This is a genomic window from Sphaerisporangium rufum (assembly GCF_016863395.1).
GTDB classification, from domain to species: Bacteria; Actinomycetota; Actinomycetes; order Streptosporangiales; family Streptosporangiaceae; genus Sphaerisporangium; species Sphaerisporangium rufum.
In genome coordinates, this window is record NZ_BOOU01000020.1 from 1 (window position 1) to 9,650 (window position 9,650).

The 9,650-nt window shown below is 73.0% G+C and carries 6 protein-coding genes; 4 read left to right on the top strand and 2 right to left on the bottom strand.

Features of this window, described 5'->3' with window-relative positions:
- Positions 1-2,456 (top strand): FtsX-like permease family protein (locus Sru01_RS07310; protein WP_203983117.1); only part of this gene is annotated, 2,456 nt, incomplete at its 5' end.
- Between the two features lie 151 nt (positions 2,457-2,607).
- On the opposite strand, the gene Sru01_RS07315 is transcribed toward Sru01_RS07310, so the two are convergent.
- Positions 2,608-3,978: an MFS transporter gene (locus Sru01_RS07315; RefSeq protein WP_203983118.1), complete on the bottom strand. Its 1,371-nt coding sequence runs from the start codon at positions 3,976-3,978 to the stop codon at positions 2,608-2,610.
- A gap of 117 nt (positions 3,979-4,095) precedes the next feature.
- Positions 4,096-5,001: a hypothetical protein gene (locus tag Sru01_RS07320; protein WP_203983119.1), complete on the bottom strand. Its 906-nt coding sequence runs from the start codon at positions 4,999-5,001 to the stop codon at positions 4,096-4,098.
- Between the two features lie 208 nt (positions 5,002-5,209).
- On the opposite strand from Sru01_RS07320, the gene serA reads away from it, so the two are divergent.
- The 3 genes from serA to Sru01_RS07335 form a co-directional block, all read left to right on the top strand.
- A complete protein-coding gene (serA, locus tag Sru01_RS07325; protein ID WP_203983120.1) occupies positions 5,210-6,799 on the top strand; it encodes a phosphoglycerate dehydrogenase in 1,590 nt (529 codons plus the stop codon).
- A 644-nt stretch (positions 6,800-7,443) separates the two neighbouring features.
- A complete protein-coding gene (locus Sru01_RS07330; RefSeq protein WP_203983121.1) occupies positions 7,444-8,508 on the top strand; it encodes a 3-isopropylmalate dehydrogenase in 1,065 nt (354 codons plus the stop codon).
- 221 nt (positions 8,509-8,729) lie between these two features.
- A partial coding sequence (locus Sru01_RS07335; protein ID WP_203983122.1) for a branched-chain amino acid aminotransferase occupies positions 8,730-9,650 on the top strand: 921 nt, incomplete at its 3' end.

Sequence of the window (9,650 nt, forward strand, 5' to 3'; positions counted from 1 at the left end):
TCGCCACCGCGGGCGCCACCTTCGACCTCACCCAGGCGGAGCAGATCCCGCGCCATCTCGGCACCGCCGACGCCGCGCTGCACCCGGTGCCCCCCGGGGAGGTGATCGTCCGGCAGAACGACCTGGGGCTCGAGAAGACCAGGAAGGGCGACTCGCCACATGGTGACCGGCCGTGGACCACGGCGGACGTCGTCGCCCTGCTGCCGCCGGGCAGCCGGGCCGTCCTCCGCCGGGTTCCGGACCGGTCCTTTCACGACCCGCGCTGGCTGAGCCCGATCGGCCTGATCGGGCTGGATCTGCGCGACCCGCTGGCCCATGGCATCTACCGGCTCCAGGACGGTCGGCCGCCCGCGACCACCGGCGAGGCGGTCGTATCTCCGTGGCTGGTCCGGCACGGAGTCGGTATCGGTGCCACGCTCTCCCTCTCCGGATGGCCCACCTCTTACCGGGTGGTGGGCGTGGCGGCGGCCCCGGGCGGTCTGGACCGGCCGATCGCGGTCACCCTGCCTGAAGGGCTGCCCGCCGGAGACTACGAGGAGTGGCTCGCCGACACGCCGGTGCCGGTGACCCGCGCGCAGGTCCGGCGGCTGAACGCCGAAGGCGTGGTCGTCCGGTCCCGCGCCGTCATCGCCGAGAAGTACGGACGATCGCGTTTCTCCATCTTCCCCGTCAGCGCCGGCCCGCGACGCGCCGCCGATGTCGCCGTGCTGGCGCTGCTGGTGACGATGTTGTTGCTGGAGGTGGCGCTGCTGGCCGGGCCGGCCTTCGCGGTGGGCGTGCGGCGGCGGCAGCGGGAGCTGGCGCTGCTCGCCGCGCAGGGCGCCTCCGGACGCCAGCTCGGCCTGGTGGTGCTGGCCGACGGGCTGCTGCTCGGCGGCCTGGCCACCGTCGCCGGGGTGGCGGCCGGCCTCGCCGCCGCCTGGGCGGTGATCCCGGTGGTGGAGTCCGTCCGCGGGGAAGGGGCCGGCCCTTACGACGTGCCGGTCGGCCAGGTGGCCGTCGTGGCGGTGCTCGGCCTGCTGAGCGCGGTGCTCGCCGCCGCGATGCCCGCCCGCCGGGCCGCCCGGCTGGACACCGTCCGCGCGCTCACCGGACTGCGCGGCGAACCCCGCCCCCGGCGCGGCCGGCCACTGCTCGGCCTGGCGCTGCTGATCGCCGGACTGGCCGCCACCTTCACCTTCAGCCGCGCGGGGATCAGCGGCGTGCTGATGGCCGGCGGGGCGCTGGCCGCCATGGTCGGGCTCGTGCTGCTCACCCCCTGGGTGGTCCAGGCGGCCGCCGACCGCACCGCCCGGCTGCCGCTGGCGCTCCGCTTCGCCGGCCGGGACGCCGCACGCAACCGCAGCCGCACCGCCCCCGCCGTCGCCGCGGTGGCCGCGGTAACCGCGACCTTCGTGACCCTGCTCGTCGGGATGAGCGTCTCGGACGCCGTATCGGCGCACATGTACCGCCCAGGCGAGGTCCCCGGCGCGCTGGCCATCAGGGGCGGTGACGTGGAGCCGCAGGCGCGTCGTCGGCTGATGGAGGCGGTGCGGCGCGTGCTGCCGGAGGTTCCGCTGGTGGCCGCGTATCGGACCACCGACGTCCATGTCGCGTCGGACATCGACTTGTGCAGGTCGTCCGCGATGTGCACCGGAGACGGGGGTGCGTTCCCGGTGTTCGGCGGTCCCGACCTGCTGCGCTATCTCCTCGGCCGGGACGATCCCGCCGCGGTCGCCGCGCTGGCGGCCGGCCGGGCCGTGGTGTTCACCCCCGAGATGATCCGGGACGGCACGGTGACGCTGTACCAGGAGCGGCGTGGCGGACCGGTACCGCTTCGATCCGTGCCCGCGACGGCGGCGGTGCCGCGGGTGCCCGGCCTGGAGGCGGTGATGTTCTCGACCGGCCTGGCCGGTGAGCTGGGGGTGAAGCCGGACCTGGAACGGCTGGTCGTCGACCCGGCTCGCCACCGGGTGACGCCGGACGAAGAGCAGCGGCTGGTGCGCCTGCTGGAGGACGGTGAAACGTGGATCAGCGTGACGGTGGAGCGCGGCTACCGGTCGCCCTACTCGATGCTCCTGCTGGCCTTCGGCGCGGCGGCCGCGCTGCTGGCCCTGGGCGGCACCTTCGCCGCCACCGGGCTGGCCGCCGTGGACGCCCGGCCGGACGTGGCCACCATGGGGGCGGTCGGCGCGCCGCCCCGGATGCGAAGGCTGGTGACCGGAGCACAGGCCGCGTTCATCACTGGTACCGGCGTCGTCCTCGGCGCGCTGTGCGGCCTGGTGATCGGGGCGGCGCTGGTCGGCCGGCTGATCGAGCAGGCCACGCTGTTCAGGGAGCTGGGCGGGTGGGGAGCGATCCCGTGGTCGGCGATCGGTTACACGGCCGGCCTGGTGCTGCTGCTGCCGCTGGTGGCCGGGCTGGTGGCCGCGGCGTTCGTCCGGACCCGGATCACCCCTGCCCGCCGGATGGGCTGACGGCCAGGGTTCCCGGGCCGCGCGGCCCCGGCCCGGTGGCCGGCTCTGCGGTGTCCACAGTGGGGTCCGAGGCGGTGTCCACAGTGGGGCCCTGAGCCGGTGGCGCCCCCGCCATGGCGCCGGCGGCCTCAGGGCCGGCGCCCGAACGGGGTCAGGGCGCGGGCCGGGGGTCGGGCTCGGGGGTGGTCGCCGGGGTCGCCATCCGGTCGGCGGTGAGGTCGTAGCGGACGGTCATCCAGATGCCGGCCCCGATGATGACGGCCGGGACGGCGGTCATCGCCACGATGATCGCCGTCAGCGCGCTGTCCGGCTGGACGACCGGGTTGTCGGGGTCGGAGGAGATGAATCCGGCGGCGCCGAGCACCCCGCCGACGACCAGGGCGCCGAGGGCGGTGACCGCGTTCTCCACCGCCGTCCACAGGCCGGTGAACACCCCGCCCCGCCGCTTCCCGCTGGCGGTGGAGTCGTGCGCGATGACGTCGGCGAGCATGGAGAACTGCAGCAGTTGCAGCCCGGCGTACCCGACGCCGATCACCACGGTCGCCGCGTGCGCGTACCCCGCGCCGAGCAGCGGGGTGAGCGCCACCAGCGCCGCGCCGACCATGAACAGCGAGCCGGCCAGCAGCATCGCGCCGCGCTTGTCCATCCGGCGGGCCAGCCACACCCACAGCGGCATGGTGACCAGCATCGGCCCGACCAGCGCGGCGAACAGGGTGCTGGTGAGGTCGGAGTCGCCGAGCGTGTAGGCGGCGAAGTAGGGGGCGCCGGCGAGCAGCACGCCCGCCGCCAGGTTCTGCGCGCTGGACAGGCCGAGCAGCCAGATGAAGGGGCGGCTGCCCCGGGCGGCGGCGAGCTGGTCGCGCAGGCTCGCCTCCGGCTCGGTGCTGCCGGTCATCGGGGCGCGCGCGGTGCCGAAGAAGGAGGCGAGCATGGCCACCAGCAGGATGGCGGCGAAGATCATGCCCATCGACCGGTAGCCCGCGAGCGACTTCTGCGCGATCGTCGGGGCGATGATGCCGCTGAGCGCGATGGCCAGCGAGATGAAGATCATGCGCCACTGGAGCAGCGAGGTGCGCTCGTGGTAGTCGCCGGTCATCTCGGCGGGCATCGCCTTGTAGGGGACCTCGTAGAGCGCGTAGCCGGTGGCGGCGATCAGGAAGAACAGGCCGACGTAGCCGGCGGCGGCCGCGCCGCGCAGCGGCGGCCCGGCGAAGGTGAGGGCGAAGGCGAGCGGCAGCACGGCGGCGCCGGCCAGCAGCCACGGCCGGCGCGGACCCCAGCGGGAGACGGTGCGGTCCGACCACTGGCCGACCAGCGGGTTGATCACCAGGTCCCAGACCTTGGGGGCGAAGACCACTACCCCGGCCAGCCACGCGGGCACCGCGAGGATGTCGGTCAGGTAGAACAGCAGCAGCAGCCCGGGGATGGTGCTGAACGACGCGGTGCAGAACGAGCCGACGCCGTACCCGAGACGCACCCGGGTGGGTACGGGGGTGTGGGTGGTGGCCTGGGGGGTGACCATGGCGCCCATTACAGCCCACCAAGCGCTTGACCCGCCACCCTTTCCCGGACGCGATGCGCCGCGGCGGTCACCGGCCGCCCAGGTCAGGGCGGCCGGCGACCCTCGCGGTCGTCGGGATCAGCAGTCTCGGACGTCGGCGCACACGACGTGCGCGCCGAGTTCGATCATGCGGCGCTCGGTGTTGGCGTCCGCCACCCGGGCCATCAGCACCGGCGCCTCGCTCGCGGCGAGCTGCGGCAGCCGGGCCCGCACCATGCGGTGCAGGTCGCGCACGACGTCCTCGGCCGCCCGCATGTGCACCTTGACGTGCAGCATGATCCCCGAGGAGCCGGACACCGTCCGGGCTTCGGAGATCCACACGTGATGCACCAGCGGGAAGTCCCGGAGCAGTTCGGCGATCGCCACCCGCAGGGCCGGCATGATCGGGTGGGTGCACCGGCGGTAGCCCGGGTCCACCTGCTGCATCGGCCCGGACAGGTGCGGGCGCGGTGCCGGGATCCACGGCAGCGCCGGGGCGTCGGCGGACCCGCCGTGCGGCACCGGCGCGGTCAGGGTCTCGTTCCGCCCGAGGGGCGGGGAGCCCTGGTGGGCGGCGGTGCTCCGGGTGACGGTCGCCATCGCCCCGGTGGCGTACGCCGAGGGGATCGAACTCGACATCGCCGGGGCCTGGCGGCCGCTGCGGGTCGAGAGCAGATGGCGCTGGAGGTCCTCGATCGGGACGGCGGCCGCCGCCGGTCCCGCCGCGTCGATGACGATCTCCCGCACACCGGTGACGCGCTGGATGTCGAGGATGGTGTCGGCGTCGCACGCCGACAACGAGTGATTGCCGCGGTGCCGTGCGTAGGTGGTCGGGCTGGTGTACCCGAGGAGTACACGTTCACCGGCCTGCGTCGTGCCGAGCACGACGGAGCGATCCGGCCGCACGGCCACCAGGATTCCCCACTCGGCCAGTGCCGCCAGGAGCCGGTGCGGGCTGCCGTGCTGGGCGAGCACATCTCCGAGAGCGGGGTTCCCGATGCTCATACGACAAACCATAGGTAGTCGGACACAGCTTATCAGCCTAATCGTCAAGAAATATTGTGATCAATACCGAGATGGCGGTTTGGGCGTAGAACCGAGGTTACCTGGGTAGGCGAGCGCATCTCGAATGGCGGACGCTCGTGAGTGGTTTCACAAGCACGGATAGACTCGGGGTTCGTCCGTGCATCCGCACTTCCCGAAGGGCCCACCCGTGAACAAGCCCGTCGTCCTGGTCGCAGAGGAGCTCTCCGAAGCCGGTCTCGCCGTGCTCGGAGCGGACTTCGAGGTCCGTCACACCGACGGCGCCGACCGCGCGCAGCTCCTGCCCGCTCTCGCCGAGGTGGACGCCCTGATCGTGCGCAGCGCCACCCAGGTGGACGCCGAGGCGCTGTCCCACGCCCCCCGCCTGCGCGTCGTCGCCCGGGCCGGCGTCGGCCTGGACAACGTGGACGTGGCGGCGGCGACCAAGGCCGGCGTGATGGTCGTCAACGCGCCGACCTCCAACATCACCAGCGCCGCCGAGCACACCGTGGCGCTGATCCTGGCCAGTGCCCGCAACGTGGCGCAGGGGCACTCCGCGCTCAAGGCCGGCGAGTGGAAGCGCTCCAAGTACACCGGTGTCGAGCTGGACGCCAAGGTCGTCGGCATCCTCGGGCTCGGCCGCATCGGCCAGCTCGTCGCGCAGCGGCTGGCGCCGTTCGGCGTCGACATCATCGCCTACGACCCTTACCTCCAGCCGGCCCGCGCCGCGCAGATGGGCGTCCGCCTGGTCACCCTGGAGGAGGTCCTCAAGCAGGCCGACTTCATCACGGTGCACCTGCCGAAGTCCAAGGAGACCATCGGGCTGATCGGCGAGCGGGAGCTGCACGCGGTCAAGCCGTCGGTGCGCATCGTCAACGTCGCCCGCGGCGGCATCGTGGACGAGAACGCCCTGTACTCCGCGCTGAAGGAGGGGCGGGTCGCCGGTGCCGGCATCGACGTGTTCGCCAAGGAGCCCTGCACCGACAGCCCGCTGTTCGAGCTGGACAACGTCGTGGTGACCCCGCACCTGGGCGCCTCCACCCACGAGGCCCAGGAGAAGGCCGGCACCCAGGTGGCGCGCAGCGTCAAGCTGGCGCTGGCCGGCGAGTTCGTGCCGGACGCGGTGAACGTCCAGGGCGGCGCGGTCGCCGAGGACGTCAAGCCCGGGCTGCCGCTGGCCGAGAAGCTCGGCCGCGTCTTCACCGCGATCGCCGGCGAGGTGGCCACCCGGCTGGAGGTCGAGGTCCGCGGCGAGATCGCGGCCCGGGACGTGCGGGTGCTGGAGCTGGCCGCGCTCAAGGGCGTGTTCACCGACGTGGTGGAGGATTCGGTCACCTACGTGAACGCCCCGCTGCTCGCCAAGGACCGCGGGGTCACCGTCGAGCTGGTCACCAGCGAGGAGAGCCCGGACTGGCGCAACGTGGTCACCGTGCGCGGCGTGCTGGCCGACGGCCGCACGGTGTCGGTGTCCGGCACGCTGTCCGGCCCGCGCCAGCTCACCAAGATCGTCGAGGTGAACGGCTTCCAGATGGAGATCGAGCCGACCGACCATCTGGCCTTCCTCACCTACGCCGACCGGCCGGGCATCGTCGGCATCGTCGGCCGCATCCTCGGCGAGCGCGAGGTCAACATCGCCTCCATGCAGGTGGCACGGGACGCCAAGGGCGGGCGCGCCATGATCGCGCTCACCGTCGACTCGGCGATCCCGGCCGAGGTGATCGATCAGATCGTCCAGGAGATCGGCGCCGAGGGCGGCCGCACGGTCGATCTCGCCGACTGATCGGGCGCCCGCGTCCGACGTGAGGCCCGCCGTCCCACCCGGGGCGGCGGGCCTTCGCCGTTCCGGCGGCCACATCAGGACGTCTCACATGGCGAGATAGTAGGTCGTCCTACAAGACAAGTCCACTACCGGCGGGTAGCGTGGACGGTGATGACGCGCCGGGTGTTCGTACTTATCACCTGCCGCGGCGGGGCCTGATCAGGGCAGGCCGACGACCCGCCGCGGCGTTCGGCGTTCGTCGGCCGTGAGTCCCCGTTCCGATCCGGTGCGCCGGGTCGGCGGCCCGGGCCGATCGCCGGCCGGGGCCGGCTCCCGTCCTTTCCGGGCGCCGTGCGCGCCCGCCTCCAGTTAGCGAGACATTGCCATGTACGACATGTACTCCTGGGACCGCCCACGCGAGCACGACCACGACGACGAGGCGCCGAACGCCGTCCAGGCGGCGCTGGACCTGCGCGACAACGGCGGCGTGCCGGCCGGCCGCTGATCCGCCCGGCCGGGGTGACCGGCGCGCGGCGATGACGGTGTCCCGCGCCCGGGGCCGGCCGGAGGCGGCCGTGGCGCCGGCCGCCTTCGGGCCCGGAAACCGGCGTCCGCCGGTTGAGATGTGGTGTTCGACCAACGAGACGGGCCGGTAGGGTACGACCATGCGGGATTCCCACGACATCCGACTGGCGGTCATCCCCGGAGACGGCATCGGCTCCGAGGTGGTCGCCGAAGGGCTCAAGGTGCTGGACGCCGTCGGGCTCAAGGTCGAGAGCACCACCTACGACCTCGGCGCCGCGCGCTACCACCGCACCGGCGAGACCCTGCCGGACGCGACGCTCGCCGAGTTGCGCGAGTACGACGCGATCCTGCTCGGCGCGGTGGGCGACCCGAGCGTGCCCCCCGGCGTGCTGGAGCGCGAGCTGCTGCTGCGGCTGCGCTTCGAGCTCGACCACTACGTCAACCTGCGCCCGGTGAAACTGTTCCCCGGCGTGGCCACCCCGCTCGGCGAGGCCCGCCCCGAGGACGTCGACATGATCGTCGTCCGCGAGGGCACCGAGGGCCCGTACGCCGGGGCGGGCGGCGTGATGCGCCGCGGCACCCCGCAGGAGATCGCCACCCAGGAGAGCCTCAACACCGCCTTCGGGGTGGAGCGCGTGGTGCGCTACGCCTTCGACCGGGCGGCGGCCCGGCCGCGCAAGAAGCTCACGCTGGTCCACAAGACCAACGTCCTCACCTACGCGGGCGACCTGTGGGCCCGGATCGTCGACCGGGTGTCCGCCGAGTACCCAGAGGTCACCACGGACTACTGCCACGTCGACGCGGCCTCGATGTTCTTCGTGACCCAGCCGCGGCGGTTCGACGTGGTGGTGACCGACAACCTGTTCGGTGACATCCTCACCGACCTCGGCGCCGCCATCGCCGGCGGCATCGGCCTGGCGGCCAGCGGCAACGTCAACCCGGCCCGGCCGGGCTCGCAGTCGTGGGCGCCGAGCATGTTCGAGCCGGTGCACGGCAGCGCGCCGGACATCGCCGGTCAGGGCAAGGCGGACCCGACGGCCACGATCCTGTCGGTCGCGATGATGCTCGACCACCTCGGCCTGCCGAAGGAGGCGGCCCGGATCGAGCAGGCGGTGGCCGACGACCTGGTCGAGCGGCGCACGGCCGGGGCGGGCCGCGGCACCCGCGAGATCGGCCACGACATCACCGAACGAGTAACCGGCTAGGGGCCGCCCCCGACGCCGACCAGACGCGCATGGTGGCCCCGTTACCGGGCCGCCGTGCGCGTTTTCGCGTCTTCCGGACCGGTGGCGGGGCGCGCGGGCCGCCCCGGCGGTCACCACCTGGCCATACTCCCATTTGTCCAGATGATGCAGTAGTTTCCCGTTACCCGGTCCGTCGCACAATGGATGCAGGCGCGATCCACAGAGATGAGAAGGATCAAGACATGACCACCGCTCACCAGCTCAGCTTCGACGTGCAGCTCTCCGGCAACGCTCGCACCGCGGCCGAGCGCGAGCGGGTACTGGCGGACCCCGGGTTCGGGCAGACGTTCACCGATCACATGATCTCGATCGACTGGACGGAGGGCCGCGGCTGGCACGACGCCCGGCTCGCCCCCTACGGCCCGCTGTCCCTCGACCCCGCCACCGCGGTGCTGCACTACGCCCAGGAACTGTTCGAAGGGCTCAAGGCCTACCGCCAGGCGGGCGGCACCATCGCCTGCTTCCGCCCGTACGCCAACGCGGCGCGGTTCAACCGCTCGGCGGTGCGGATGGCGATGCCGGAGCTGCCCGAGGAGACCTTCGTCGAGTCGCTGGAACTGCTGGTGCGCACCGACCGCGAGTGGGTGCCCACCACCGAGGGACACAGCCTCTACCTGCGCCCCTTCATGATCGCCACGCAGACCGGGCTCGGGGTGAACTACCCGTCGCGGACCTTCCGCTACCTGGTGATCGCCTCGCCGGCCGGCGCCTACTTCGCCGGCGGCGTCAAGCCGGTCACCGTGTGGCTCTCCCAGGACTACACCCGGGCCGCCCCCGGCGGCACCGGCTTCGCCAAGTGCGGCGGCAACTACGCGGCCGCGTTCGTCGCCCAGCGGCAGGCCGTCGAGCACGGCTGCGACCAGGTCGTCTGGCTGGACGCCCACGAGCACCGGTACGTCGAGGAGATGGGCGGGATGAACCTGTTCTTCGTCTTCGGCGACCGCCTGGTCACCCCGCCGCTGACCGGCACCCTGCTGCCGGGCATCACCCGCGACTCGCTGCTGGCCATGGCCGCCGACCTCGGCCTGGCCGCGGAGGAGCGGCCGATCAGCATCGAGGAGTGGCGGGACGGCTGCGCGTCCGGTGAGCTGACCGAGGTCTTC